The 24,343-nt window shown below is 63.6% G+C and carries 32 protein-coding genes and 1 pseudogene; all 33 read right to left on the reverse strand.

All coding sequences use genetic code 11. From position 1 onward, the window contains the following. Positions 1-25 precede the first annotated feature (25 nt). The 33 genes and pseudogenes from rpsM to FBF35_RS08780 all read right to left on the reverse strand — a co-directional run bounded on the left by rpsM (position 26) and on the right by FBF35_RS08780 (position 24,125). Entirely contained in the window at positions 26-400 is a 375-nt protein-coding gene (rpsM, locus tag FBF35_RS08620; RefSeq protein ID WP_005872704.1) for a 30S ribosomal protein S13, read from the reverse strand. A gap of 148 nt (positions 401-548) precedes the next feature. Next, the gene (rpmJ, locus tag FBF35_RS08625) at positions 549-662 is read right to left on the reverse strand and encodes a 50S ribosomal protein L36 (protein WP_003790577.1); all 114 of its coding nucleotides are present in this window, start codon (positions 660-662) and stop codon (positions 549-551) included. A gap of 40 nt (positions 663-702) precedes the next feature. After that, complete coding sequence (infA, locus tag FBF35_RS08630) at positions 703-924, reverse strand: translation initiation factor IF-1 (protein ID WP_003790580.1); 222 nt, start codon at positions 922-924, stop codon at positions 703-705. A gap of 325 nt (positions 925-1,249) precedes the next feature. Continuing rightward, positions 1,250-2,158: a type I methionyl aminopeptidase gene (locus FBF35_RS08635; RefSeq protein ID WP_060565773.1), complete on the reverse strand. Its 909-nt coding sequence runs from the start codon at positions 2,156-2,158 to the stop codon at positions 1,250-1,252. A gap of 3 nt (positions 2,159-2,161) precedes the next feature. Further along, positions 2,162-2,740, reverse strand: a complete 579-nt coding sequence (locus tag FBF35_RS08640) for an adenylate kinase (RefSeq protein WP_060565774.1) — start codon at positions 2,738-2,740, stop codon at positions 2,162-2,164. After that, complete coding sequence (gene secY, locus FBF35_RS08645; protein WP_060565775.1) at positions 2,737-4,029, reverse strand: preprotein translocase subunit SecY; 1,293 nt, start codon at positions 4,027-4,029, stop codon at positions 2,737-2,739. The genes FBF35_RS08640 and secY overlap by 4 nt, the downstream gene beginning before the upstream one ends. Before the next feature lie 257 nt (positions 4,030-4,286). Further along, positions 4,287-4,751 (reverse strand): 50S ribosomal protein L15, encoded by a 465-nt coding sequence (gene rplO / locus FBF35_RS08650; RefSeq protein ID WP_003790587.1) that lies wholly within the window; start codon positions 4,749-4,751, stop codon positions 4,287-4,289. Positions 4,752-4,753: 2 nt separating this feature from the next. Continuing rightward, positions 4,754-4,939: a 50S ribosomal protein L30 gene (gene rpmD / locus FBF35_RS08655; RefSeq protein WP_060565776.1), complete on the reverse strand. Its 186-nt coding sequence runs from the start codon at positions 4,937-4,939 to the stop codon at positions 4,754-4,756. After that, complete coding sequence (gene rpsE, locus FBF35_RS08660) at positions 4,939-5,628, reverse strand: 30S ribosomal protein S5 (protein ID WP_003790589.1); 690 nt, start codon at positions 5,626-5,628, stop codon at positions 4,939-4,941. The genes rpmD and rpsE overlap by 1 nt, the downstream gene beginning before the upstream one ends. 28 nt (positions 5,629-5,656) lie before the next feature. Next, complete coding sequence (rplR, locus tag FBF35_RS08665; RefSeq protein WP_016460323.1) at positions 5,657-6,028, reverse strand: 50S ribosomal protein L18; 372 nt, start codon at positions 6,026-6,028, stop codon at positions 5,657-5,659. Next, entirely contained in the window at positions 6,028-6,570 is a 543-nt protein-coding gene (rplF, locus tag FBF35_RS08670; protein WP_034463460.1) for a 50S ribosomal protein L6, read from the reverse strand. Before rplF ends, rplR begins: the two co-directional genes overlap by 1 nt. A gap of 15 nt (positions 6,571-6,585) precedes the next feature. Beyond that, a complete protein-coding gene (gene rpsH / locus FBF35_RS08675; protein ID WP_034463449.1) occupies positions 6,586-6,984 on the reverse strand; it encodes a 30S ribosomal protein S8 in 399 nt (132 codons plus the stop codon). Between the two features lie 62 nt (positions 6,985-7,046). Continuing rightward, positions 7,047-7,232 carry a type Z 30S ribosomal protein S14 gene (locus FBF35_RS08680; protein WP_003790603.1) on the reverse strand — a complete coding sequence of 62 codons (186 nt, stop codon included), beginning with the start codon at positions 7,230-7,232 and terminating at the stop codon, positions 7,047-7,049. A gap of 3 nt (positions 7,233-7,235) precedes the next feature. Beyond that, positions 7,236-7,781, reverse strand: a complete 546-nt coding sequence (gene rplE, locus FBF35_RS08685; RefSeq protein WP_048775987.1) for a 50S ribosomal protein L5 — start codon at positions 7,779-7,781, stop codon at positions 7,236-7,238. Positions 7,782-7,783: 2 nt separating this feature from the next. Then, positions 7,784-8,215 carry a 50S ribosomal protein L24 gene (gene rplX / locus FBF35_RS08690; protein ID WP_003790606.1) on the reverse strand — a complete coding sequence of 144 codons (432 nt, stop codon included), beginning with the start codon at positions 8,213-8,215 and terminating at the stop codon, positions 7,784-7,786. Positions 8,216-8,218: 3 nt separating this feature from the next. Continuing rightward, positions 8,219-8,587 (reverse strand): 50S ribosomal protein L14, encoded by a 369-nt coding sequence (gene rplN / locus FBF35_RS08695; protein WP_003790609.1) that lies wholly within the window; start codon positions 8,585-8,587, stop codon positions 8,219-8,221. Between the two features lie 88 nt (positions 8,588-8,675). Beyond that, positions 8,676-8,942, reverse strand: coding sequence for a 30S ribosomal protein S17 (gene rpsQ, locus FBF35_RS08700; protein ID WP_003790611.1), 267 nt, complete (start codon positions 8,940-8,942; stop codon positions 8,676-8,678). A gap of 5 nt (positions 8,943-8,947) precedes the next feature. Further along, positions 8,948-9,181 carry a 50S ribosomal protein L29 gene (rpmC, locus tag FBF35_RS08705; RefSeq protein ID WP_003790613.1) on the reverse strand — a complete coding sequence of 78 codons (234 nt, stop codon included), beginning with the start codon at positions 9,179-9,181 and terminating at the stop codon, positions 8,948-8,950. Beyond that, a complete protein-coding gene (gene rplP / locus FBF35_RS08710; protein ID WP_016460326.1) occupies positions 9,181-9,600 on the reverse strand; it encodes a 50S ribosomal protein L16 in 420 nt (139 codons plus the stop codon). The genes rpmC and rplP overlap by 1 nt, the downstream gene beginning before the upstream one ends. A 5-nt stretch (positions 9,601-9,605) precedes the next feature. Further along, a complete protein-coding gene (gene rpsC, locus FBF35_RS08715; RefSeq protein ID WP_003790618.1) occupies positions 9,606-10,415 on the reverse strand; it encodes a 30S ribosomal protein S3 in 810 nt (269 codons plus the stop codon). A 1-nt stretch (position 10,416) separates the two neighbouring features. Then, positions 10,417-10,788: a 50S ribosomal protein L22 gene (gene rplV / locus FBF35_RS08720; protein ID WP_003790620.1), complete on the reverse strand. Its 372-nt coding sequence runs from the start codon at positions 10,786-10,788 to the stop codon at positions 10,417-10,419. Between the two features lie 29 nt (positions 10,789-10,817). Next, the gene (gene rpsS / locus FBF35_RS08725; RefSeq protein WP_003790621.1) at positions 10,818-11,099 is read right to left on the reverse strand and encodes a 30S ribosomal protein S19; all 282 of its coding nucleotides are present in this window, start codon (positions 11,097-11,099) and stop codon (positions 10,818-10,820) included. A gap of 16 nt (positions 11,100-11,115) precedes the next feature. Continuing rightward, on the reverse strand, positions 11,116-11,952 hold the full coding sequence (gene rplB, locus FBF35_RS08730; protein ID WP_003790623.1) for a 50S ribosomal protein L2: 837 nt from the start codon (positions 11,950-11,952) through the stop codon (positions 11,116-11,118). 22 nt (positions 11,953-11,974) lie between these two features. Next, positions 11,975-12,280 carry a 50S ribosomal protein L23 gene (gene rplW, locus FBF35_RS08735; protein WP_003790626.1) on the reverse strand — a complete coding sequence of 102 codons (306 nt, stop codon included), beginning with the start codon at positions 12,278-12,280 and terminating at the stop codon, positions 11,975-11,977. Beyond that, positions 12,277-12,921, reverse strand: coding sequence for a 50S ribosomal protein L4 (gene rplD, locus FBF35_RS08740; protein WP_009054699.1), 645 nt, complete (start codon positions 12,919-12,921; stop codon positions 12,277-12,279). The genes rplW and rplD overlap by 4 nt, the downstream gene beginning before the upstream one ends. A gap of 2 nt (positions 12,922-12,923) precedes the next feature. After that, positions 12,924-13,589 carry a 50S ribosomal protein L3 gene (rplC, locus tag FBF35_RS08745; protein WP_060565777.1) on the reverse strand — a complete coding sequence of 222 codons (666 nt, stop codon included), beginning with the start codon at positions 13,587-13,589 and terminating at the stop codon, positions 12,924-12,926. A gap of 11 nt (positions 13,590-13,600) precedes the next feature. Beyond that, entirely contained in the window at positions 13,601-13,909 is a 309-nt protein-coding gene (gene rpsJ, locus FBF35_RS08750) for a 30S ribosomal protein S10 (protein WP_003790631.1), read from the reverse strand. A gap of 608 nt (positions 13,910-14,517) precedes the next feature. Beyond that, a pseudogene (tuf, locus tag FBF35_RS08755) lies at positions 14,518-15,704 on the reverse strand (elongation factor Tu). Between the two features lie 147 nt (positions 15,705-15,851). Continuing rightward, complete coding sequence (fusA, locus tag FBF35_RS08760) at positions 15,852-17,975, reverse strand: elongation factor G (protein ID WP_034463433.1); 2,124 nt, start codon at positions 17,973-17,975, stop codon at positions 15,852-15,854. An 80-nt stretch (positions 17,976-18,055) separates the two neighbouring features. Beyond that, positions 18,056-18,526, reverse strand: coding sequence for a 30S ribosomal protein S7 (gene rpsG / locus FBF35_RS08765; protein WP_003790637.1), 471 nt, complete (start codon positions 18,524-18,526; stop codon positions 18,056-18,058). Continuing rightward, complete coding sequence (gene rpsL, locus FBF35_RS08770) at positions 18,526-18,900, reverse strand: 30S ribosomal protein S12 (RefSeq protein WP_060565778.1); 375 nt, start codon at positions 18,898-18,900, stop codon at positions 18,526-18,528. Before rpsL ends, rpsG begins: the two co-directional genes overlap by 1 nt. A gap of 506 nt (positions 18,901-19,406) precedes the next feature. After that, on the reverse strand, positions 19,407-22,358 hold the full coding sequence (locus tag FBF35_RS08775; protein ID WP_060565779.1) for a glycoside hydrolase family 3 C-terminal domain-containing protein: 2,952 nt from the start codon (positions 22,356-22,358) through the stop codon (positions 19,407-19,409). 318 nt (positions 22,359-22,676) lie between these two features. Continuing rightward, a complete protein-coding gene (locus tag FBF35_RS08780) occupies positions 22,677-24,125 on the reverse strand; it encodes an LPXTG cell wall anchor domain-containing protein (RefSeq protein WP_060565780.1) in 1,449 nt (482 codons plus the stop codon). Between the last annotated feature and the right edge of the window lie 218 nt (positions 24,126-24,343).

Raw genomic sequence — 24,343 nt, forward strand, 5'->3', positions numbered from 1 at the left:
CCGAGGGGATGCGCTCTCCTAGGCCTTACTTGGCCTTCTTCTTGCCTGCAACGGTGCGCTTGGGGCCCTTGCGGGTACGCGCGTTGGTCTTGGTGCGCTGACCGTGGACCGGCAGGCCACGACGGTGGCGAAGGCCCTGGTACGAACCGATTTCGATCTTGCGACGAATGTCGGCCTGAACCTCACGGCGGAGGTCACCCTCAACCTTGAAGTTTGCCTCAATGTAGTCACGAAGCTTGACGAGTTCCTCTTCCGTCGCGTCCTTCACGCGAGTGTCCGGGCTGACGCCGGTGGCGGCGAGGGTCTCTGCCGCGCGGGTGCGGCCGACTCCGTAGATGTATGTGAGCGCGATCTCGAGCCGCTTCTCGCGGGGGAGGTCGACGCCGGCAATACGTGCCATGGTGATGTTGCTCCAGTTGTTCATCGGAGGTCGTCATCGCTCAGTCCGGGCGAGCAGCCCGGCCTCGGCCTCCGAACCGAGGGTCACCCACGAGTGGGTGCTTAGAGTGATGCTGTGGGGCTTGGTGCCCCGCGGGTCGCAGCGGGTCTCAGCCCTGGCGCTGCTTGTGCCTGGGGTTGTCGCAGATGACCATGACGTTGCCGTGGCGACGAATCACCTTGCACTTGTCACAGATCTTCTTGACACTCGGCTTGACCTTCATGGTTGTTACCTCCACTGCCCGTCGGGCAGTTTGTGTCGGGTCACTTGTAGCGGTAGACGATACGGCCTCGGGAGAGGTCGTAGGGGCTCAGCTCGACGACAACTCGATCCTCGGGCAGGATGCGGATGTAGTGCTGACGCATCTTTCCCGCAATGTGGCCGAGAACCACGTGGCCATTCTTCAGTTCCACACGGAACATCGCGTTAGGCAGGGCCTCAACGACCGTGCCTTCCATCTCAATGACGCCGTCTTTCTTCGCCATATCCTCCGTTTATCCTCTACATGTCTCGGATAGGTTGCGGCGGATGCCGCTAGGCATAGTGCACCGACGAATGCCGGATGCAGATACGCCCAAGGAACTACTCTACGGCATTGACGCCCATCGGCGGTAGTCAGGGTCCCTGTCGGTTCGCTCACGTTTAATGCGTCACATTTCAGCGAAACGCCCCCACAGTCTGTCTTCTATCGACGAGGCCGGGGCTCGCCACGCGCCACCAGAACCACCAGAGGTCCGGCCGCGACCTCGTCGACGAACGACTCGGGCCCGGCACCTGAATGAGGTACCGGGCCCGCAGCCACACGTCGTGTCAGTCGAGCGACACCGGGGTGACACCATAGGGCGCCAGTCCGGCCACTCCCCCGTCGCGCGCCGTCAGAACGGAGACACCGTCCTCGGTGATCGCGATCGAGTGCTCCCAGTGGGCGGCGTCGCGACCGTCGACCGTGCGCACCGTCCACTCGTCGTCGTCCGTCTGCGAGGCAATGTCACCACGCGTCAGCATCGGCTCGACCGCCAGGACCATGCCAGGCTTGAGGCGAGCCTGAATGCCGCGAACGTTGTAGTTGAGGACATCCGGAGGCATGTGCATCTTCGTGCCGATGCCGTGGCCAACGAACTCCTCGATGATGCCTGCTTCCCAGCCGTTGATCAGAGCATTCTCGGCAACAACGGTCTCGACCGCGTTGCCGACCGCGCTAATACGCTTGCCGGTCGCGAGCCCCGCGAGGGCTGCCCACAGGGACTCACGCGTCACGGCGTCGAGCTGACGACGCTCGCGCAGCAGGTTCTCGTCCACTCCGGCGATAGCACCGGTTGCCCTCTCCCCCGCCGCGAAGTCAGCGTCCGACACAAAGGTTTCCCCGACGATGACGCTGAAGGCTGCGTCTCCGTGCCACTGACGGCCGCCGCGCTCCACGTACGCACCGCAGTCGAAAGACACGATGTCTCCGGGAGCCAGCTCATAGTCACCGGGGATGCCGTGAACGATCACATCGTTCACCGAGATGCACACCGTCGCCGGATAGCCGTAGTAGCCCTTGAAGTTGGACGTCGCTCCCCCATCGGCAATGGCCTGGGCGCTGACCTCGTCCAGCTCACGCGTCGTAATGCCGGGGCGAATGGCACCGCGCAGGGCCTCGTGGATGGACGCGACGACCAGACCGGCCTCGCGCATCCATCGAAGCTCCTGCGCGGACTTCAGTTCAATGCGTGGCATCGCTTAGTTCTTCGCCACCGAGTCGAGGATCTCGAAAATGCGAGCCGTAACCTCGTCGATCGTGCCACTGCCATCGACAACCTCCAGGAGGTCCTGGTCGACGTAGTAGGTGGCGACGGGCAGCGTCTGCTGGTGGTAAACCTCCAGGCGGTGACGCATGACGGGCTCGGTGTCATCCGTGCGGTGCTGCTCCTGAGCGCGCTTGAGCATGCGCTCCACGACCTCGTCCTCGTCCACCTGGATCTCCAGGACGACGTCAATGGACTTGCCCAGATCGAGGAGCATGTCGCGCAGGACGTGCGCCTGCTCCACGGAACGCGGGTAGCCGTCGAGGAGGAAACCGTCGGCAGCGTCGGGGGCTGCGAGGCGCGCCTTCACCATGGCGTTCGTGACCGAGTCCGGAACGAACTCGCCGCGGTCCATGTAGGCCTGCGCCTGCTTGCCGATCTCCGTACCTTCCGCCATGTTGGCACGGAAGATGTCGCCCGTCGAAATAGCCGGGATACCGAGGCGCTCAGCGATGCGCGAGGCCTGGGTGCCCTTGCCAGCTCCGGGAGGGCCGAGGAGGATGACGACTGTCATTTCAGGAATCCTTCATAGTGATGCTGCTGCAGCTGCGTGTTGATTTCCTTCACCGTCTGCAGACCAACGCCGATGATGATGAGCAGCGTGGTGCCACCGAAGGGCATCTGCGAGCTCGAGAGCTTCAGCGGAATGATCGCGAGAGACGGCAGGAGGGCGATAATCACCAGGTAGAGGGCGCCCGCCGACGTGATTCGGTTAATCACGTAGCGCAGGTACTCAGCCGTGGGACGACCCGCACGGTAACCGGGGATGAAGCCTCCGTACTTCTTCATGTTGTCCGCAACCTCGTCCGGGTTGAACGTGATAGCGGTGTAGAAGAAGGTGAAGAACAGAGTCATGAGGGCGTAGATCGTCAGGTAGAACGAGCTGCCCTGCGTGAAGTGCGCGGAGATCCACTGAACCCACGCGTCGTTCGGCTTGCCAAACTGCGCCGCCATCGGGGGCAGGGCGAGAATCGACGACGCGAAGATGACGGGAATAACGCCCGACATGTTGATCTTCAGCGGAATATACGTGGTGGTGCCGCCGTACTGGCGACGCCCAATCATGCGCTTGGCGTACTGGACCGGGATGCGGCGCTGGGCCTGCTCAACGTAGACGACAGCGATCGCGACGAGGAGAAGCAGGGCGACGATAGCGGCGACCGAACCCCACTTGCCGGCCTGGCCGATCGACAGGAGCTGCTCGGGCAGACGGGCCGCGATCGACGTGAAGATCAGCAGCGACATGCCGTTACCGATGCCGCGCTCAGTGATAAGCTCGCCGAGCCACATGATGACGCCGGTGCCGGCCATCATGACGATGATCATCATGATGAACGTCAGAACAGAGCGATCCTTAATGATGTCCTGGTTGCACGACTGGAACAGCTGACCGCTACGCGCGAGTGAGATCGTCGTGGTCGCCTGGAGGATACCCAGGAAGATCGTGAGGTAACGCGTGTACTGCGTCAGCTTGGCCTGGCCCGTCTGGCCTTCCTTGTGAAGGTCGTCGAAGCGAGGAATGACCACCCTCAACAGCTGAATGATGATCGACGCGGTGATGTACGGCATGATGCCGAGCGCGAAGATCGAGAGCTGCAGGAGCGCTCCACCCGAGAACAGGTTGACGAGGTCGAGCAGCGACGCCTGCGACTCCTGCGCCATACAGCGCTGGACGGCCTGAGAGTCCACACCGGGCGTCGGAATGAACGAACCCAGCCGGAACGCGGCCATGATGAACAGGGTAAACAGCAGCTTCCGACGCAAGTCGGGGGTACGGAACGCCTGGGCGAATGCACCGAGCAAGGCTTCCTCCTACGGGTGATGGGCATGCGGGGCAAAGCCCCTAGACTGATCCAGCTTACCCGACACGGGTAGTGGTTGGCGATATCCAATCATTAAAAAAGCGCATTGCCGCGTATTTAACGAGACGCGACGCGCAAAAGCCCCATGTGCTGGGGCAAGTCGGTTTCGCGGGTGAAAAACACTTTGACAGCTCTTCACCCGCGAAAACACAGACACGTAACGGGGGTGGTCCCTCGCGGGACCACCCCCGTTCAGCGTCAGCGAGCCGAGATGGACCCGCCGGCAGCCGTGATCTTCGCCTCGGCAGAGGACGACCAGGAGTCGACCTCAACCTCGAGCTTGACGCTCAGTTCGCCGGTACCGAGCACCTTGACGGGCGCGGAGTCGCGAACGGCGTGCTTGGCGATGAGATCCTCGACCGTGACCTTGCCGCCCTCGGGGAAGAGCTCCCCGAGCTTGCCAACGTTCACGACCTGGTACTCAACGCGGAAGGGGTTCTTGAAGCCGCGAAGCTTCGGCAGACGCATGTGAATCGGCATCTGGCCACCCTCGAAGCCGGCAGCAACCTGGTAACGGGCCTTGGTGCCCTTGGTGCCACGGCCAGCGGTCTTACCCTTCGAACCTTCACCGCGACCCACGCGGGTCTTCGCGGTCTTGGCTCCCGGGGCAGGACGCAGGTGGTGCAGCTTAACGATCTGCGTCTTGTTCGTGGAGTCCGCCATTGTCAGTCGACCTCCTCAGCGGTCACCAGGTGACGCACGGTGCGAACGGCGCCCAGAACGGCATCCGTCTGCTCACGCACGACACTCTGGCCGATCTTGCGCAGCCCGAGGGTGCGCAGCGTGTCCTTCATGTTCTGCTTCGCGTGAGCAGAGGACTTGATCTGCGTGATCTTGATGTTCTTCGCCATCACTTAGCCTCCCCTGCAGCGGCCTTGTCGGCCTCGGCGGCCTCGGCAGCCGCGCGCTTCTCAGCCTCGCCCTCTGCGCGAGCGCGCAGCATGGACGCGGGAGCAACGCGCTCGAGGGGCAGGCCGCGACGTGCGGCGACAGCCTCGGGCTGCTCGAGCTGCTTGAGTGCGTCAACCGTCGCGTGGACGATGTTGATCGCGTTGGACGAGCCCAGCGACTTGGTGAGCACGTCGTGGACGCCTGCGGCCTCCAGGACGGCGCGCACCGGGCCGCCGGCGATAACGCCGGTACCGGGGGCAGCCGGACGCAGGAGGACGACACCGGCGGTGTCGCGGCCCTGCACCACGTGCGTAATCGTGCGGCGGATCATCGGGACGCGGAAGAAGTTCTTCTTCGCCTCCTCGACGCCCTTGGAAATGGCCTGAGGAACTTCCTTGGCCTTTCCGTAGCCGACGCCCACCGTGCCTTCGCCGTCACCCACGACAACCAGGGCGGTGAAGGAGAAACGACGTCCACCCTTCACAACCTTGGAGACGCGGTTAATCGTCACGACGCGCTCGATGTACTCGTTCTTGTTTTCGTTGTTCCGGCGGTTATCGCGATCGTTGCCGCGGCCGGAGCGGCGCTCACGGCGATCGTTGTTCTCGCCCGCGCCCGAACCGTTCCTGTCTCGCTGCTGTGCAGCCATCAGATGATCTCTCTTTCTTTCGGCTCGTTCACAGCTCGAGTCCGCCCTCACGGGCGGCCTCGGCAACGGCCGCAACGCGACCTGCGTACTTGTTACCACCGCGGTCGAAGACGACAGCGGAGATACCGGCAGCCTTCGCACGCTCGGCGATCAGTGCGCCGACCTTGCGAGCCTTGTCGGTCTTCGTGCCCTCGGAACCAGCGAGCTCGGTCTCGATGTCGGAGGCCGACACCAGGGTGTGACCAACCGTATCGTCGATGACCTGAGCCACCATGTGGCGGTTCGAACGGGTGACGACCAGACGGGGACGCTCGGGCGTGCCGTTGATCTTCTTGCGGAGGCGGAGGTGACGGCGCTTGCGCGCGACGAACTTGCCCTTGCCCTTGATCGAGTAAGCCATCACTTACCAGCCTTTCCGACCTTGCGACGGATGGTCTCGCCCACGTAGTGGATGCCCTTGCCCTTGTAGGGCTCCGGCTTCTTCAGCTTGCGGATGCGAGCAGCGGTCTCACCGACGAGCTGCTTGTCGATTCCGGACACCGTGAACAGCGTCTGGGACTTCGGCGCAATCGTGAACTCGATGCCCTCGGGCGGGGTGATGGTGATCGTGTGGGAGAAGCCCAGGGAGAACTCGAGGTCCTTGCCCTTGGCGACCACGCGGTAACCGGTACCCGTGATTTCGAGATCCTTCTTGTAGCCCTCGGTCACGCCGACGATCATGTTGGCGATCAGGGTGCGCGACAGTCCGTGGAGCGAACGCGAGGTGCGCTCGTCGTTCGGACGCTCGACGATAACCTGGCCGTCTTCGATCTTGGCGGTGATCGGCTCGGCAACGACGTGGGAGAGGGTGCCCTTGGGGCCCTTCACCGACACGTTCTGGCCGTCGATCGTGACGTCAACACCGGCGGGGATTGCGATGGGGTTCTTACCAATTCGCGACATTGTTCAGCCTCCTCATCACCAGATGTAGGCGAGGACTTCCCCACCCACACCCTTCTCGGCTGCCTGACGGTCGGTGAGCAGGCCGGAGGACGTGGACAGGATCGCCACGCCGAGGCCGCCGCGGACCTTGGGCAGGTTGGTGGACTTGGCGTACACGCGCAGACCAGGCTTGGACACGCGCTTGAGCCCCTGGATCGCGGCCTCGCGGTGCGAGCCGTACTTCAGGTTGATCGTCAGGGTCTTGCCCACGCGGGCATCCTCGACGGAGGTCGAGGCAATGTAGCCTTCCTCGACCAGGATGTTCGCAATCGCGTTCTTGAGCTTCGAGTACGGCATGGAGACCGCATCGTGGTGCGCACGAGTCGCGTTGCGCAGACGCGTCAGCATATCTGCAATCGGGTCTGTCATTGTCATGGGGGTTTATTCCCCTTCCTCGTCGCGGTTTCTCCGGTTACCCGGGACCTGCGACGTTCGTTTTACCAGCTGCTCTTGGTGACACCGGGGAGTTCGCCACGGTGGGCGAGCTCGCGCAGGCACACGCGGCACAGTCCGAACTTGCGGTACACCGAGTGCGGACGACCGCAACGGTTGCACCGGGTGTAGGCACGCACGCCGAACTTCGGCTTGCGGGCAGCCTTGACCTTCAGGGATGTCTTGGCCATGGGTCAGTCCTCCTTGAACGGGAAGCCGAGGTGACGGAGAAGGGCGCGACCCTCTTCGTCGGTGGTGGCCGAGGTGACAACCGTGATGTCCATGCCGCGCACTCGGTCGATCGAGTCCTGATCGATCTCGTGGAACATCGACTGTTCCGTGAGACCGAAGGTGTAGTTGCCGTGACCGTCGAACTGCTTAGAGGACAGTCCGCGGAAGTCACGGATACGGGGAAGCGCCGTCGAGAGGAGGCGATCCAGGAACTCCCACATGCGGTCACCGCGAAGCGTGACGTGCGCACCGATCGCCTGGCCCTCACGCAGCTTGAACTGCGCGATGGACTTCTTGGCGCGGGTGGTCACGGGCTTCTGGCCAGTGATCGCGGTGAGGTCGCGGAGCGCGCCCTCGAGTGCCTTCGAGTCGCGAGCGGCCTCGCCGACACCCATGTTGACAACGATCTTCGTCAGTCCGCCGACCTGCATGACGTTCTCGTGCTTGAACTCAGCACGGAGCGCCTCGCGGATCTCGGAGACGTACTTTTCCTTCAGACGCGGGGCCATGCTCAGATCTCCTTGCCCTGCTCAACGCCGCGCTTCGCGCCACCACGAGCCACGCGGACTCGGACGGTGCGGGTGCGGCCGCCGCGCTCGACGGTGTCCTCGCGGAAACCGGCGCGAACGCGCTTCTTGGTCTCGGGGTCGACCAGTGCGACCTTGGACAGCGAGATGGGGGCCTCGATGGTCTCGATGCCGCCGGCGCTGCCCTGCTGGCCCTGGCGCACGTGGCGCGTCTTCAGGTTGATGCCCTCGACGAGGACCTTGCCCTCAGCCGGGAACACCTGGATGACGCGGCCCTGCTTGCCCTTGTCGCCGGGGGTCAGGGGCTCGAGGCCCTCTTCCGCACGGCGGGCGTTGCGCTCAGCCAGCGCCTTCTCGTCGGACGTGCGTCCGCGAACGACCTCGACGAGGTCATTCTTACGAATCTTGGCTGCCATGGATCAGATCACCTCCGGAGCGAGGGAGACGATGCGCATGAACTTCTTGTCACGCAGCTCGCGGCCCACGGGGCCGAAGATACGCGTGCCACGCGGCTCGCCATTGTTGTTGATGATGACGGCCGCATTCTCGTCGAAACGAATGTAGGAACCGTCGGGGCGGCGGGTTTCCTTACGCGTGCGAACGATCACTGCCTTGACGACTTCGCCCTTCTTGACGTTGCCGCCGGGAATGGCGTCCTTCACGGTGGCGACAATCGTGTCGCCGATACCCGCGTAGCGCCGACCCGAGCCACCGAGAACACGGATGGTCAGGATCTCCTTGGCCCCTGTGTTGTCGGCGACCTTCAGTCGCGACTCCTGCTGAATCATTTTCTATTGACTCCTGTCGTCGTGCCGGTTCTCTTCCGGATTCTACCGGTCGAGCCTTGCCGAACGGATTTCGGTCTGTGAGCGAAGGTCACTTCGCCTTTTCGAGGATCTCCACAACGCGCCAGCGCTTGGTGGCCGACAGCGGGCGGGTCTCCATGATGAGGACGAGATCGCCGACGCCGCACTCGTTGTGCTCGTCGTGAACCTTGACCTTCTTGTTCTTGCGCATGACCTTGCCGTAGAGGGCGTGCTTGACGCGGTCCTCGATCTGGACGACAACGGTCTTGTCCATCTTGTCGCTGACGACGTAGCCGCGACGGACCTTACGCTCGTTACGAGCGGTGGTTTCTGCCATCAGGCTCACTCCTCAGTGCTCGGGGCGGTGCGGTAGCCAAGCTCCCGCTCACGCGCGATGGTGTAGATCCGGGCAATGTCGCGGCGCACGGTCTTCATGCGACCGTGATCCTCGAGGTTGCCAACGGCCTGCGCAAAACGCAGGTTGAACAGCTCAGCCTTAGCCTTCTCCAGCTCCTTGGACAGCTGGGAGTTGTCCATTGCGTCGAGCTGCTCGGTGGTCAGACCCTTATCTGCCATCAGATGTCACCACCCTCTCGGACCACGAAACGGGTCTTGATAGGAAGCTTGTGCTGGGCACGGCTGAGGGCCTCGCGAGCGAGCTCCTCCGGGACGCCTGCCAGCTCGAACATGACACGTCCGGGCTTGACGGGGGCAACCCACCATTCCGGAGCACCCTTACCGGAACCCATTCGGGTTTCGGCGGGCTTCTTCGTCAGGGGACGGTCCGGGAAGATGTTGATCCAGACCTTACCGCCACGCTTGATGTGACGCGTCACGGCGATACGTGCCGCCTCAATCTGACGGTTGGTGATGTACGCAGGCTCGAGAGCCTGGATGCCGTAGTCGCCGAACGCGAGTTCGGTGCCACCGGAGGCAAAGCCAGTGCGGTGAGGACGGTGCTGCTTGCGGTACTTAGTCCGACGGGGAATGAGCATTGGGCTCAGGCCTCCGATCCGGTCGTGGGCGCAGTGGCCTCGGAGGCCGAAGCCTCACGGGGAGCCTGCTGCGCAGCGGTCTCCTGGTTGGGGCGTCCACCGCGGCGGGGGCCACGGCGGCCATCGCGACGGCCGCCACGCTGGGCCTGCTCGGCCTGCTGGCGAGCGAACTCGCGCTCGGTGATGTCGCCCTTGTAGATCCACACCTTGACGCCGATGCGACCGAAGGTCGTACGGGCCTCGTGGAATCCGTAGTCGATGTTCGCGCGGAGGGTGTGCAGCGGCACGCGGCCCTCGCGGTAGAACTCGGAGCGGGACATTTCAGCGCCACCCAGGCGGCCGGACACCTGGACACGAATGCCCTTGGCGCCAGCGCGCTGCGCGGACTGGATGCCCTTACGCATCGCACGACGGAAGGACACGCGAGCAGCGAGCTGCTCGGCGATGCCCTGCGCAACGAGCTGCGCTTCGAGGTCGGGGTTCTTGACCTCAAGGATGTTCAGCTGAACCTGCTTGCCCGTCAGCTTCTCGAGCTGGACGCGCAGGCGGTCGGCCTCTGCACCACGGCGACCGATGACGATGCCCGGGCGAGCGGTATGCAGGTCGACGCGAACGCGGTCACGCGTGCGCTCGATGCTCACCTCGGCGATGCCGGCGCGCTCGAGGTTGTCGGTCAGGAACTTGCGGATCGCGACGTCTTCAGCCACGTAATCCGCGTAGCGCTGTCCCTTGGTGGTGGAGTCGGAGAACCAGCGAGACCGGTGGTCAGTGGTGATTCCCAGACGGAACCCGCGGGGGTTGACCTTCTGACCCATATCAGCGGTCTCCCTTCTTCTTGTCTTCCTTGGTACCCACCACGATGGTGATGTGGGAGGTGCGCTTCAGGATACGACCGGCGCGCCCCTGAGCACGGGGACGAATGCGCTTCATGGTCGGACCCTCGTCCACGTATGCCTCCAGGACGAGCAGGTCGGCCTCGTTGAAGGTCTCTCCGGCGTTCTCAGCCTTGACCTTCGAGTTGGCGACGGCGCTCAGGAGCACCTTGCGGACATCGGTGGCGACGGCCTGCGGGGCGAACCGCAGAATGTCGGCGGCCTCCAGAACACGCTTGCCGCGAACCTCGTTCACAACACGGCGGGACTTCTGGGGCGTGACGCGGATGAATCGCGCCTGCGCCTTGGCTTCCATGTATCTGCCTCTTCTTCCGTGGGGCCGGCTCAGCGCCGACGTCCCTTACGATCGTCCTTGTCGTGGCTGCGGAAAGTACGCGTGGGAGCGAACTCGCCGAGCTTGTGGCCCACCATCGACTCGGTGACGAAAACGGGCACATGCTTACGGCCGTCGTGGACGGCAATGGTCAGACCCAGGAAGTCCGGGGTGATGACCGAGCGACGCGACCAGGTCTTGATGACGTTCTTAGAGCCGGATTCGTTCGCGGCGTCGACCTTCTTGAGCAGGTGGTCGTCGACGAACGGGCCCTTCTTCAAACTACGCGGCATTTCAATCGACTCCTACTCAGCGGTTCTTGCCGGTCTTGCGACGGCGGACGATCATGCGATCGGACGCCTTCTTCGGACGACGCGTACGGCCCTCGGGCTTGCCCCAAGGCGACACGGGGTGACGACCACCGGACGTGCGGCCTTCACCACCGCCGTGCGGGTGATCAACCGGGTTCATAACGACACCACGGACGTGCGGGCGCTTGCCCTTCCAGCGCATACGGCCGGCCTTGCCCCAGTTGATGTTCGACTGCTCGGCATTGCCGACCTCGCCGATGGTGGCGCGGCAGGTGGCCTCGACGTTGCGGATCTCGCCGGAGGGCATACGCAGCTGGGCGAAGCGGCCTTCCTTAGCGACGAGCTGCACGGAGGTGCCAGCGGAGCGGGCGATCTTGGCGCCGCCACCCGGGTAGAGCTCAACGGCGTGCACAACAGTACCCAGGGGGATGTTGCGCAGCTGCAGCGAGTTGCCGGGCTTGATGTCAGCGCCAACGCCGGCCTCGATCTGATCGCCCTGCTTGAGGCCGGTCGGAGCGAGGATGTAGCGCTTCTCGCCATCCGCGTAGTGCAGGAGGGCGATGCGAGCGGTGCGGTTGGGGTCGTACTCGATGTGAGCGACCGTTGCCGGGACGCCGTCCTTGTCGTGACGACGGAAGTCGATCACGCGGTACTGACGCTTGTGGCCGCCGCCGCGGTGGCGGGAGGTCACGCGGCCGTTGTTGTTACGGCCACCGGTCTTGTGCAGCGGGCGCAGCAGCGACTTCTCGGGGGTGTCGCGGGTGATCTCGACGAAGTCAGAGACGGACGAGAAGCGACGGCCCGGAGTCGTGGGCTTGTACTTGCGAATTCCCATTGTTCAAATGTCCCTTCGGTCCTCAGGCCTGATCGCCGAAGATGTCGATGGTGCCCTCACGCACGGTGACGATGGCACGCTTGACGTCCTTGCGCTTACCGATCCCGTTGCGGGTGCGGTAGGTCTTGCCCTTGCGGTTCTGGGTGGCGATGGAACCGATCTTGACGCCGAAGATACGCTCGAGGGCAATCTTGATCTCGGTCTTGTTCGCGCGGGGGTCAACCTCGAAGGTGTACTTGCCCAGGTCCATGAGGGCGAGCGACTTCTCGGTGGTGACCGGCTTCAGGATGATGTCGCGGGGGTTCTTACCCGCTTCGATCGTGCTCACTTGGTCTCCTCCTTGGTGCCGAGGAAGGACTCAAGGGCGGCCTGCGTGAAGACGATGTCATCGGCGTCCAGGACGTCGTACGTGTTCAGCTGGTCGGCCCACAGGACGTGAACCTCGGGAACGTTGCGCAGGGACAGCGCGGTCAGTTCGTTGCCACGCTCGAGGACGACGAGAGCCTGACGGTCCTCGACGATCGCGCGCAGAGCGGCGAGAGCAGCCTTGGTCGAGGGCTTGTCGCCTTCGAACAGGGCGGTGACAACGTGGATGCGGTCGGCGCGCGCACGGTCGGAGAGAGCGGAACGCAGAGCGCCCTGCTTCATCTTCTTGGGGGTGCGCTGGTCGTAGTCACGCGGCTGAGGGCCGTGGACGATGCCACCGCCGGTGAAGTGAGGCGCACGGATGGAGCCCTGACGGGCGTTACCGGTGCCCTTCTGACGGAACGGCTTCTTGCCGCCGCCAGCGACCTCACCACGGGTCTTCGTCGCGTGCGTGCCCTGACGAGCGGCCGCAAGCTGAGCGACGACAACCTGGTGCATCAGCGGAATGTTGGTGGGAACGTCAAAGATCGAACCCGGGAGAACGACGGAGCCCGCCTTCTTGCCCTTGAGGTCGATGACGTCAACGTTACGATCGTCAGCCATGATCACGCACCCTTCACGGAGGAGCGAACCAGGACCACGCCGTTCTTCGGACCCGGGATGGCGCCGCTGATGAGCAGCAGGCCCTTCTCGGCGTCCACGGCCTGGATCGTCAGGTTCTGGACAGTACGACGGTTGCCACCCATGCGGCCGGCCATACGCAGGCCCTTGAAGATGCGACCGGGAGTTGCGCAGGCGCCGATCGAGCCGGGCTTGCGGTGGTTGCGGTGCGCACCGTGGGAGGCGGAAACGCCAGCGAAGCCGTGACGCTTCATAACGCCGGCAAAACCCTTGCCCTTGGTGGTGCCGGAGACGTCGACGCCTTCGCCAGCCTCGAAGGTGGTGGCGTCGAGTTCCTGGCCGAGCTCGTAAGAGTCATGCTCGGACGTGCGGACCTCAACGAGGTGGCGACGGGGGGCAACCCCGGCCTTCTCGAAGTGGCCCTGGAGGGGCTTGGTGACCTTACGGGAGTCGATCTCACCGAAGCCAAGCTGAATAGCGGAGTAGCCGTCGACCTCTTCGGTACGAACCTGGGTCACGACGTTGGTGCCGACCTGCACGACAGTCAGGGGCACGAGGTGGCCGTCGGCATCCCACACCTGGGTCATGCCGAGCTTGCGGCCGAGCAGCGCCTTGATGGGCGCGCCAGCGTGCTGCTTCTTGTTAGTCATTGCAGATGTCCTCAGAGCTTGATCTCGATGTTGACGTCCGCAGGCAGGTCGAGGCGCATGAGCGAGTCGACGGCCTTGGGGGTCGGATCGATGATGTCGATGAGCCGCTTGTGCGTGCGCATTTCAAAGTGCTCGCGGCTGTCCTTGTACTTGTGGGGCGACCGAATAACGACGAAAACGTTCTTCTCGGTCGGCAGCGGCACCGGGCCCACGACCGTGGCGCCAGCACGCTGTACGGTGTCCACGATCTTGCGCGCGGAGCTGTCGATGACCTCGTGGTCATACGACTTGAGCCGGATGCGGATCTTCTGTCCCGCCATGCCGTCTTACCTCTTCTCGTACAGATTCGCCGCCGGTCCCCGCACTCGGGCGTGTCGCAGCCGTTGTGCGCGCGATTGCTCGCGCTGGACCGACGTCTTGTCCAAAGATCTTGGGCATATTGCCCGATCCATACGTGATGGCACGCATGGACCACCCCAGATACGCTGAGGCAACCGTGCCATTCTGTCAGAGTTCCACCCGCGAGCACAAACCCGAAAGGGGGTTCTCGCATGTGAAACCACCGACAGATTGGCGTGGATAGCGGCCCAAGCTGCGCATAACAGCCCAGACCGTCACCAAGAAACTACCGTACCCCGCACTCGGGCGTGTCGCAACCGGGGATCGGTCACATTCTCATCAACGAGGCATGGGGAAGCCACGCGAATACGCCACGTAGCACCAAAGGACAGTATGCCCATATGCCTCTTGAGCCGCCTATGTCACAGAAGACGCAGCGTAGAGCATTCACGTTCACACAGCGACTCCACGAGCAGAACCATTCACTCACGAGCCGAATAGCGAAAGGCCCCGCCTCTGAAAAGAGGCGGGGCCTTCAATGCCGCTGGATCAGCAGCGAATCAGATCTGAGAAAGTCTCAGAGGTTGATTCACTTGATGATCTTGGTGACACGACCGGAACCAACGGTGCGGCCACCCTCACGGATGGCGAAGCCGAGGCCGGGCTCCATAGCGATCGGCTGGATCAGCTGGACGGAGATCTCGGTGGTGTCGCCAGGCATGACCATGTCGGTGCCCTCGGGGAGGGTGATGACGCCGGTCACGTCCGTGGTACGGAAGTAGAACTGCGGACGGTAGTTCGAGAAGAACGGGTTGTGACGGCCGCCCTCTTCCTTCTTGAGGATGTAGACCTGGCCCTCGAAGTCGGTGTGAGGCGTGATGGAGCCGGGAACGGCCACAACCTGGCCACGCTCGACCTCGTCGCGCTTGGTGCCACGGAGCAGCAGACCACAGTTCTCGCCGGCCCAGGCCTCGTCCATCGACTTGTGGAACATCTCGATGCCGGTAACCGTGGTCTTCTGGGGCTCACGGATACCGAGGATCTCGACCTCGGAGTTGATGGGCAGCTTGCCACGCTCAACACGACCGGTGACGACGGTGCCACGACCGGTGATCGTGAAGACGTCCTCGATCGGCATGAGGAAGGGCTTGTCCATGTCGCGCTCGGGGTGGGGATGTAGGAATCCACAGCCTCCATGAGCTCCTCGACCTTAGCAACCCACTCCGGGTCGCCCTCGAGGGCCTTCAGAGCGGACACCTGGATGATCGGGGCGTCGCGGTCGAAGTCCTGGGACTCGAGCAGGTCGCGGCACTCTTCCTCAACCAGCTCCAGCATCTCCTCGTCGTCGACCATGTCGGCCTTGTTGAGGGCGATGAGGATGGTGGGGACGCCGACCTGACGGGCGAGCAGAACGTGCTCGCGGGTCTGGGCCATGGGGCCGTCGGTGGCGGCGACCACGAGGATCGCGCCGTCCATCTGGGCCGCGCCGGTGATCATGTTCTTGACGTAGTCGGCGTGGCCGGGGGCGTCAACGTGCGCGTAGTGACGCGCCTCGGTCTGGTACTCGACGTGGGAGACGTTGATCGTGATACCACGATCGCGCTCCTCGGGAGCGTTGTCGACCTGATCGAAGGGGGTGAACTCGTTCAGATCCGGGTACTTATCGTGCAGCACCTTGGTGATAGCTGCCGTCAGCGTCGTCTTGCCGTGGTCAACGTGACCAATCGTGCCGATGTTGACGTGCGGCTTGGTGCGCTCAAACTTGGCCTTCGCCACTTGTGTCCTCCTGGACTCGGGTAGATATTCTCAGCCTACGGCTAGGTGCCACTTTAACACCCCTGGGGCTTGAGACCTACTGGGTTTACTTGTGTGTGAGGCGGCTCGCAGGGCAGGTCACCCTGCCCCACGAGCCCCCGGTGGGACTCAGTTGCCCCGAGACTTGCCGACGATCTCGTCCGCGACGGCGCGCGGAACCTCGGCGTAGCTGTCGAACTCCATGGAGTAGACAGCGCGGCCCTGCGTCTTGGAGCGCAGGTCGCCAACGTATCCGAACATCTCGGACAGCGGGACCTGAGCCTTGACGACGCGCACGCCGTGCTGCTCGTCCATCGACGAGATCTGGCCACGGCGAGAGTTGAGGTCGCCGATGACATCGCCCATGTACTCCTCGGGAGTACGAACCTCAACGGCCATGATCGGCTCGAGGAGGACGGGGTTAGCCTTCTTAGCAGCTTCCTTCAGCGCCATCGAGCCAGCAACCTTGAACGCCATTTCGGAGGAGTCAACCTCGTGGTAGGCGCCGTCGAGCAGCGTGGCCTTGATGTCGACCATCGGGTAGCCGGCGAGAACGCCGGACTGCATGGCGTCCTTGATGCCCGCGTCGACCGACGGGATGTACTCGCGAGGAACGCGGCCACCGGTGACCTTGTCCTCGAACATGTACTCTTCCTCGGAGTCGGCCGGGAGGGGCTCCAGGGCGATGATGACACGCGCGAACTGACCGGAACCACCGGTCTGCTTCTTGTGCGTGTATTCGTACTTTTCGACCGTCTTGCGGATGGTCTCGCGGTAGGCAACCATCGGGTTACCCACGTTGGCCTCGACCTTGAACTCGCGACGCATACGGTCGACGATGATGTCGAGGTGGAGCTCACCCATACCACCGATGATGGTCTGGCCGGTCTCAGCGTCGAGCTCGACGGTGAACGTCGGGTCCTCTTCCGCCAGCTTCTGGATGGCGACGCCCATCTTCTCCTGGTCGGCCTTCGACTTGGGCTCGACGGCGACCTGGATAACGGGGGCGGGGAACGTCATCGACTCGAGGACGATCGGCTTGTCCATCGCGGACAGGGTGTCGCCGGTTGTGGTGTCCTTGAGGCCGATCACCGCGTAGATGTGGCCAGCGTGCGCCACGTCGACGGGGTTCTCCTTGTTCGAGTGCATCTGGAAGATCTTACCGATGCGCTCCTTCTTGCCCTTGGTCGAGTTGAGGACCTGGGCGCCGGACTCGACCTTACCGGAGTACACGCGGATGAAGGTGAGCTTGCCGTAGAAGGGGTGAGCGGCGATCTTGAACGCCAGAGCCGAGAAGGGCTCGTTCTCGTCGGGCTTACGAACCTCGGTCTCTTCCTCGGTCTCAGAGCCGGGGAGGAAGCCGCGAACGTCGCCGATATCGAGCGGGGAGGGCAGGAAGTCCACGACGGCGTCGAGGACGGGCTGCACGCCCATGTTGCGCAGAGCGGTACCGCAGTACACGGGGAACGCGCGCGAGGAGATGGTCAGGAGGCGGATGCCTTCCTTGATCTGCTCAAGCGTCAGCTCGCCGTTCTCCAGGTAGGCCTCAGTCAGCTCATCAGAGCCCTCGGCGGCGGCCTCAACGAGTGCCTCACGGTACTCTTCAGCCTTTTCCTGGTACTCGGCGGGGATCGGGCCGCGCTCGACGACGGAGCCGAGCGTGTCGTTGCCCTTGTCGTCCTTGGCCGGGTAGGTCAGGGCCTCCATGGTCAGCAGGTCGATGTTGCCGACGAAGTCGTTCTCGGCGCCCATCGGGAGCTGCATGACGATCGGGGTCGCGTGCAGGCGGTCGCGGATGGTACCAACCGAGAAGTAGAAGTCGGCGCCCATCTTGTCCATCTTGTTGATGAAGCAGATACGGGGGACGTCGTACTTGTCGGCCTGACGCCACACGGTCTCGGACTGGGGCTCAACGCCCTCCTTGCCGTCGAACACGGCGACAGCGCCGTCGAGGACGCGCAGCGAGCGCTCAACCTCAACGGTGAAGTCAACGTGACCGGGGGTGTCAATGATGTTGATCTGGTTACCGTTCCAGAAAGAGGTAACGGCGGCGGACGTAATCGTGATGCCGCGTTCCTTTTCCTGTTCCATCCAGTCGGTCGTCGAGGCGCCATCGTGCGTCTCGCCGATCTTGTAGTTGATGCCCGTGTAGAACAGGATGCGTTCCGTCACGGTCGTCTTGCCGGCATCGATGTGAGCCATGATGCCAATGTTGCGGACCTTGTTGAGATCCGTCAGCACCTCTAGTGCCACGAGTGTGGTTCCTTCGTTCGAAGTAATGGGTGTTCTTGCTGCGTGAGACGAGGCCCGGTTGCCCAGGCCTCGTCTTTAAATCACCAGCGGTAGTGCGCGAAGGCGCGGTTGGACTCAGCCATCTTGTGCATGTCCTCACGGCGCTTCACAGCGGCACCGAGGCCGTTGGAGGCGTCGAGGATCTCGTTGGCGAGACGCTCGGTCATGGTCTTCTCGCGACGCTGACGCGAGAAGTCAACCAGCCAGCGCAGGGCCAGCGTCGTGGCGCGCGCGGGGCGAACCTCGACGGGGACCTGGTAGGTCGCACCGCCGACGCGGCGGGAGCGGACCTCGAGGGCCGGACGAATGTTCTCGAGAGCGCGCTTGAGCACGGAGACGGGCTCCTGCTCGGTGCGCTCGCGAACGGTTTCAAGTGCGCCGTAGACGATGCGCTCGGCGACGGTCTTCTTGCCGTCGAGGAGAACGCGGTTGACCAGCTGGGTCACGACCTTGGAGCCGTAAACCGGGTCATCGACGAGGGGGCGACGGGGAGCGGGGCCCTTACGAGGCATTACTTCTTCTCCTTCTTCGCGCCGTAACGGGAACGAGCCTGCTGACGGCCGCGGACACCCTGGGTGTCGAGCGAGCCGCGGACGATGCGGTAACGCACGCCGGGCAGGTCCTTCACACGACCACCGCGCACGAGCACGATCGAGTGCTCCTGCAGGTTGTGGCCCTCACCGGGGATGTAGGCGGTGACTTCGATGCCGGACGAAAGGCGCACACGAGCGACCTTTCGCAGAGCCGAGTTCGGCTTCCTCGGCGTAGTGGTGTACACACGGGTGCACACGCCGCGACGCTGGGGGGAGCCCTTCAGCGCGGGGGTCTTCACCTTCGCGCGCTTCGAGACACGTCCCTTGCGGACGAGCTGCTGAATGGTAGGCACTGGGTCTCCAGTTTCTTTCCGTCGGCGGCCTCCCCTCGCTTTAAGGGGCGGCCCTGATTGTCAGTCTTCCGCGACTGCTGTCACCCCCGTGTGGGCACACGTGTCCGCCTGGGGGCCGGCGCGCCATGATAACCACGTGGGTCAGAGAATGACGCCCGGAGCTCCGACGGACGGAGCCCGCTCCCGGTTTCCCGGGCACAGAGGTTCCACAGAAGCGGGAACCACCCTCAAGGATAGTGGGAAACGTCGCCGTTCGTCAAAGGGGGTGCATTGTGGTTCCCCCCTCATCGACGAGGCCGGGGCTCGGGAGCGCTCAGATCGTTTCCTTCGCGCTCCCCCGTTTGCATGGTGACGGGCACGCAACTTGTCGCCTCGGGCGTTCCTGCTGTTAGGTCGGTGGCACGCGGAGGGGCCCGCAGGCACTTGCCTGCGGGCCCCTCCCCCACGAGTGATCGTTACCCAATGTCACCCGAGGGCTGTGCTCCATCCGTTTGTTCCCGGATCGGTCACTCTTCCGCCGTCTGCGCCCCGGCCTCGTCGATCGAAGCGTTGGGCTCGACGGTGATCACGGCCTGCGCCTTGCGGCTGCGGTAGCGACGGATCGCCACCACCTCAAGGCCCAGCAGCGACAGGATGATGATTCCCGCAACCACCCACGTGATGTACTCCCACGCGTTGCGCGTGACCTCGGGCTGGCCGTTCTCGTACATCCACGAGTTGGCAACCGTGTAGAGGATGTTGTGCGACGCACCGCGCATCGCGGTCACGCCCGCGGCATCCTGCACGTTGACCGTGGCGATCGGCATGTCGATCGTGGCCAGCATGATGTCGCCGCCGTTACGGGTGATCTGGTCCGCGTTCTGGTAGCCCATGCCCGCGAAGTAGTCGGTGAGGACCATGCCGCGGAAGCCCCACTCGTCGCGCAGGACATTCTTCAGCAGCGCCGAGTTGGCACCCGCGTACTCGGGGCCGATGTAGTTGAACGCGCTCATGATCGCGTGTGCGCCGCCATCCTTGACGCCGATCTCGAAGGAACGCAGGTAGATTTCGCGCATTGCCTGCTCGTTTGTCCAGGTCGCCAGCATGTGCGTGCGGTTGGTTTCCTGATCGTTGAGAGCAAAGTGCTTGAGGAAGGCGTACACACCCTTGGCCTGGGCGCCCTTGATCTCCTCGGCGACCTGCGAGCCGGCCAGGACCGGATCCTCCGAGAAGTACTCGAAGTTACGGCCCGCGTAAGCGTAGCGGTGCGTGTTCGTGGCCGGCGCGTACCAGCCCGAGACCTGCATGTCGTGCGCCATCGTGCCGATCGCATCACCGAAGGAACGCGCGAGCTCCTTGTTAAAGGTCGCCGCCACAGACACCGCGGAGGGCAGGCCGATCGAGCCGACGCCCGTGAAGTTGTTGTTCAGCGAGGCGGGGCCGTCCACGTCGGAGACGCGCAGCTTGCCGATCGAGGAGATCGCCGGGGAACCGTAGCCGCCCTTGGAGATGAGGGTGTTCATTTCCTTGACGGTGAGCTGGTCGAGGAGCTGATCCCACTTCGGGTCGTCGTAATCGAGGCCCGCGAGGTCACCCAGGACGAGGCCATTCTTCGCGCCCGTGGTGGGCATCGTCGCACTACTGTCGGCGTCGGCGGCTGCCGCATCATAGTTCGACGTCGCAAGGAACTTCGCCTTGCTGGCCTCGCTCATCTCGAAGTTCGTAGGAGCCGCGGTAGCCTCCGCCAGGTTGGCGAAGCGGCCCGCACGCGACAGGTAGGTGACGTCACCCTTCGCGTCGTCGAACTGGTTGGTGGCCACGACCTTGTCACCGTCGTGCGTGTTGTCGGCGGTGTTGAAGGTCTGCGTCGCATCCACCGTGTACGTCTTTTGATCGATGACGTCGTGTGAGTTGGAGCGCGCGGAGATCTTGTAGTCGCCGGCCTCGAGCACGTAGGCCTTCGCATTCACCGAGTCGTAGGAAGCGAGCGCATCACGGTTCCACGTGACCGTCAGCGTCTGGGACTCACCGGGCTCCAGCAGCTTCGTCTTCTCGTACGACAGCAGGTTCGCAGAAGCCTTTTCGATGCCACCGTCCGTGTAGGGCGGGTTGTCGTAGATCTGGACGATGTCCTTGCCGGCGACCTGGCCCGTGTTCGTGACGGTCACGTCCGCGGACATGGCTCCCGTGGCCTCGTCAACCGAGATGTCGCCCATCGACTGGGAAAACGTCGTGTAGGACAGGCCGTAGCCGAAGGGGTAGACGACCTCGTTGCCGTAGTCGATGACGCCCTCAGCGGCGGCCGTCTCGTACCAGCGGTAGCCGACGTAGATCGAGTCGTTGTAGTTGACGAAGGACGGCTGCGTCTGGGTGCCCTTGTTGAAGGGGTCGTCCTGGGCGAACTCCGTCATGTTCGTGTACTGGAAGTCGCCGAAGTTGTTGGCCGCGGGGCCCGCCTTGATGACACGCGGGAACGTGTCGGGGGTCTTCGCCGAGGGGTTGACTTCGCCGTCCAGGATGCGGCCCAGCGCGTTGAATCCAACCTGGCCGCCGGGGATCGCCCACACGATCGCGTCGATCTCCGGGTCGTCCTGAAGGTCGCCGAGCTGGAAGACGTTGGCAGCGTTGATGACGACGATCGTCTTCGTCGACGTCTTCTTCGCCAGCTCGATCATGTCCTTCTCGGGACGCGTCAGCTCGAGGTAGCCCTGACCATCCTCGAAGTCCGTGTACTCCTCGGAGTTGTTCGTGTAGCTGAAGTACGGGTTGTCAGCCATCTCCTTATTGACATCGCGCGGCAGGTCGAAGCCCTCTCCGCCCGAGCGGGCGATCGTCACGACCGCGGTATCACCGAAGGCGGTGGCGTTGGAGAGCAGGTCGTCAGAGTACTTGTCCTGCGTGGGCTCGGGCAGCGACCAGTCGGCCTTGAACATGCCGACCTCGGGGCGCTCGGCACGGTAGGAGGTGTACAGGTTCGTCAGCTCGTCGTTCGTGGTGAAGCCAGCGTTGTGCAGGCCGTCGAGGAGGGTCGTCGTCGGGTTGTCCTTCGACAGCGAGCCGGAACCGGTGCCGCCGTAGATCGGGTTCGTCGAGCCCCAACCCCACACGTTGATCGCGGAGCCCTTGGCGAGAGGCAGGGCGCCTCCCTGGTTCTTCAGGAGGACCATGCCCTCGTCAGAAATGTCGTTGCCCAGGTCCTCAACCTGGGCCTTCGACGCGTCCGTGAGGGCGCCCGTGCCGGCCGCCAGGTCGAGCACCGTCTTGAAGCCGCCGTACATCATCGACACGACCGCAACGACAACCGCAACAAACGCTGCGATCCACGCGGTCGAGCGCGTGAGCTTACGGGCAGGCTTGCCCATCTTGAAAACAGCGAGGGAGACGATGATGGCGAGCGCCAGCGCCACGCCGATGACGATCAAGGGGACCTTGATCGACTCAACCATCTTCCACACATCAGACCAGTTGATGGAAAGCATTGTTGATGTCCTCTTTCAGTTCCGAAACCCTGCATCCAGAGCCAGATCAGCTCCCTTTCCATCCCCGTTTGTGTCTCCATAGACGTGGGTCGCCGCAGACCAGAGGGCAGATGGGAACCGCCACCACCTATTCAACCGCACGGTCGGCACCTGGAGGTGGGACCTCGTGCGTTCTGTCGGATTGCGCGCACAATCTGTCAGGGTGGGCACGCTGGCATCCGCGGGCTTCGCCACCAACGAAGGCGATCACAGGGATGCGCGAGGGCCCGGCCCCCTCGCGGGGACCGGGCCCTGTACCGTTATTGACCGGATCTCCGATCAGCGTGCGCGGCGCCTCGCCACGACGAGGCCGACGCCGGCGATGCCGAGCAGGCCAACGAGCGCGATGGCAACACCGGTGTTCGCGCCGGTGCTGGCCAGCTTGGTGCCGTCAGTGCTCTTGCCACCCGCAGGCTGGGGCTGCTCGGCAGTCGACTGCGGCTGCTCAGGGGTGGGCTGCGACTGCTCGACAGTCGGCTGGGGCTGCTCGGGAGTCGGCTGGGGCTGCTCGGGAGTCGGAAGCTCGGGGAAATCACACGTCGAAGACGCCGAGGTATCGGACTCGGCGATGGCTGCGCCACTCGTCGTCGTCCCCGAGATCTTCACGAGCGGAGTAACCTCAGCGCTGCCAGTGATAAGGAACGAGAACTTCACCGACCCGTTGGCGGGAAGCTCCAGATCCTTGAAGGTCAGCACCTTACCCGCGACCGTCGGCTCGGGGGCACCGCTGGCCGACTGGGGAACGTAGGTAGCATCGTCCGACAGGGTCGCAATGACCGTCTGAACCGACTTGACATCACGGTTCGGATTCGTGATCGTCACTCCGATGGTGCGCGTCGCGGTGGAGTCGGCGCCCGGCTGGGCGACGGCGCACGTCGCGGAGGACAGCGCGACCTGGCCCTTCGGCGAGAAGGAGGTGATGAGAGAGTAGTCGGCCGTCATATTCGGCTCGAGCGTACGAGTCCAGCTCACAGCCATGCCGTTATCTCGGTTGGAATCTGCGTACGCGAGCATGTTGGGCAGCGGCGCACGATCCTTGAGCTTATCCCAGACCTCGTAAAAGCCACCGTAGTAGTAGTTCGAACCGGCGGTCGTCGGGACGAACTGCTCGACTCGGCCACGATCCGAATGCCCACCGGTTTCCGGATCCTTCGCTCGGCAGATGACCGTCCCCGTGTTCGCGTCGTACTCGCCGAAGCCGTAATCATCGTCCTGGAGGTAGCAATCCGCCGCGTGGTAGAGAGTAAAGTCCTGAGCGACATCCGAAATGTTCTTCACCGACGAGGTCGTCGCGTAGAAGTCATTGCCCGTGGAGTAGGTGTCCGTCTGCGTAATCTCGAATCCGCCGCCGCGAACGACAGTCGTGAGGACCCACGGATCGGCTTGAGTGCCCGTTCCTGACTTGGATTGCGAGACCGGTGTCCAGGCGATCGCACTCATAGACCGTGCCTGACGCGAATTCAGCTCCCCCGGACCGAAGAGCTCAGATCCTACAGCGAGGAACGTTCCACAGTCGGCTGGATCCGTAGTGGAGTTATCGTTGTAGAACTCGTTGTACCTATCGCCCTTGTAGTTGATCGAGCAGTTGAGCGTGTCGGATATGGCGATCCGAACGAGCGGTCCGTCCGTATCCTCAATCGTGGGACCAGCCGCAAGGGCCGCCAACGGGTTGAGAACGAGGGTCGCGGAGCCGAGCGCAGCAATGACCAGTTTCTTGGACAGGCGCATGAGGGGACATCCTTAAGCGTTGATGGATAGTGTGCGGTCAATCTAGCATCCGCGCGCAAGCTTTCCAAATGGTTGAACTGGTCATGTTCGACCGTCGCCGCCGGTGCTTGATCTGCGCCGCCGTGAGACATCCCCGGCGCACTCAGGGCAAGCGAGTAGACACGACAAGGGGCCCCGGCCTCGTCACGTTCTCACGGACGAGGCCGGGGCCCCAAGCG

Origin of the sequence: Schaalia odontolytica, from assembly GCF_005696695.1 — a bacterium.
Taxonomy (GTDB): Bacteria; Actinomycetota; Actinomycetes; order Actinomycetales; family Actinomycetaceae; genus Pauljensenia; species Pauljensenia odontolytica_C.